Here is a 1,740-nt window from a genome sequence, read left to right as displayed (position 1 = left end):
CGTCGCAGATCTTGACGTATTCGGCCGGTTCGGGCTCGGCGACGACGACCGCGTCTGCGGCGCGCGCGCCGGTGACCGCGGCCAAAGCCGCAGCGGAGCCGAGAAGAAGGCTCTTGATGTTCATTTTTTGATCTCCACTCAAAAGATTAAAAACGGGCCAGGGTCTTTGCTGAAATACAGCATCCCTCCCCATTCCCCACGATCGAGAAAACCATGCGCTTCGCGCCGCTCCCTCGCATATTGACGCTACCGATCAAGTGTAATTATTCAATATATCATAGACGCTGCGCGGTATTATCTACAGTAGTAGTTGCGCTTATGTCACTAATTTGCAATTATATATGGTAATAATGGTACAAACTATACAAACAGGACGATCTGTACAATTGAAAATAGGCCGCGAGATACGTAACTCATTACGGAGGGTGCGCGCATGTCTACGCGATCTGGCATCGTGACCAGCCGATCACCGGTGATTGATTTGCAGTTGGTTTTGTTAGGTGGCCGTTATGTCGAGGCAAAATCGTGCGCGGCCAGAACGACTTCTTCGGTCAGGTCTTGCCGGAGCATTTCTATGGGAACGCGACCATCGAGGTGGGGCGAAGGGCGGATCAGCCAGAACCAGGCCAGTCTTGGACTGGTGATCGAGGCGAGCACCTGTCGAATTCCCGGCGCGGGCCTCCCATCGATGAATTGAGCCAACGGGAACACATGCTTACGGGCGCCTTTCCGCAGTGCGACGACGTCGTTGTGCCGTTGCCACCAATGCAATGTCGATCGCGGTATGCCGAAGTGCTGTTCCAGATATGTGGGCCCGGCGGCCTGACCCGCCCAGTCCTGAAGGCGCGTGGATTCGAGATCGTGGAGCGGACCTTGCGTTTCCGGGGCTGCGGCTCTATGCGCGCCCTCGGTTCGCGCCATGAGGGAAGACGCCTCACAGATGCCGGGGTTGAAACGCAGCGCTGCCTCGGTCGCGAGCCTGTGAACAAATCCGGACGCCAGAACGGTCAAGTCGTCATGAATAGCTTGTTGGCGAGCTGGCGAAGGCACATCGGCAGGGGCGATGTTGCCAGTTTCCATGCGCGACTCGATTGAGCTGAATTCCTTTACCACCTCATCGTACTGAGCCAGAACGCGTAGGACTTCTTTCGCAACCAAGCTTGAAAGCTCGTCCAGGCCGGAATCATTTCCAATTTCAGATGATTTAGGCATGTGGCCCCTCTGCGGCACGAGCGTCTAAACCCCGAAAACCTCGCGCATCAAAACATCCCATCTATCGAGCCGGCTCAGCGAGAAGCGCTGCCTCGACAGTTCTTCCGACGGAGGCCTCCTTGATCATCTCGGGATTGAGCGCCGAGGTTGGTTCATCGAACAGCATGATCCGTGGGTTCATGCACAGGGAGCGTGCGATGGCGACACGTTGTTGCTGCCCTCCGGACAGCTGGCCTGGATACGTGTTCGCCTGCTCGGGAATCTTGACGCGCCTGAGAAAATGCATGGCGACTTCCGCCGCCTGCGTTTTCGACATTTTCCGGAGCCAGATCGGCGCTAGCGTGCAATTCTCAAGAACAGTCAGGTGCGGAAAAAGATTGAAGTGTTGAAACACCATCCCGACTTCCCGGCGCACCTCATGGATCTTTTTGAGGTCGCTAGCGAGTTCCTTGTCGTCGACGATGATTGTACCCTCCTGATGCTCCTCCAGTCGATTGACGCATCGGATCATCGTCGACTTGCCAGAAC

1 protein-coding gene and 1 pseudogene are annotated in these 1,740 nt (G+C 56.0%); both read right to left on the bottom strand.

The features are described from left to right. Positions 1-507: 507 nt before the first annotated feature. Complete coding sequence (locus EN943_RS36855) at positions 508-1,212, bottom strand: antitoxin Xre/MbcA/ParS toxin-binding domain-containing protein (RefSeq protein WP_127416599.1); 705 nt, start codon at positions 1,210-1,212, stop codon at positions 508-510. A 115-nt stretch (positions 1,213-1,327) separates the two neighbouring features. Then, positions 1,328-1,740: pseudogene (locus tag EN943_RS36850) on the bottom strand (ATP-binding cassette domain-containing protein); the annotation flags it as partial.

The sequence above is a fragment of the Mesorhizobium sp. M7A.F.Ca.US.006.01.1.1 genome, from assembly GCF_003997935.1.
GTDB lineage: Bacteria > Pseudomonadota > Alphaproteobacteria > Rhizobiales > Rhizobiaceae > Mesorhizobium.
This window is presented reverse-complemented; position numbering and strand designations above follow the sequence as displayed.

What these genes read in the sequence shown, in the direction of transcription:
- EN943_RS36855 (WP_127416599.1), bottom strand. Translation starts at nt 1,212, where the DNA reads ATGCCTAAATCATCTGAAATTGGAAATGATTCCGGCCTGGACGAGCTT.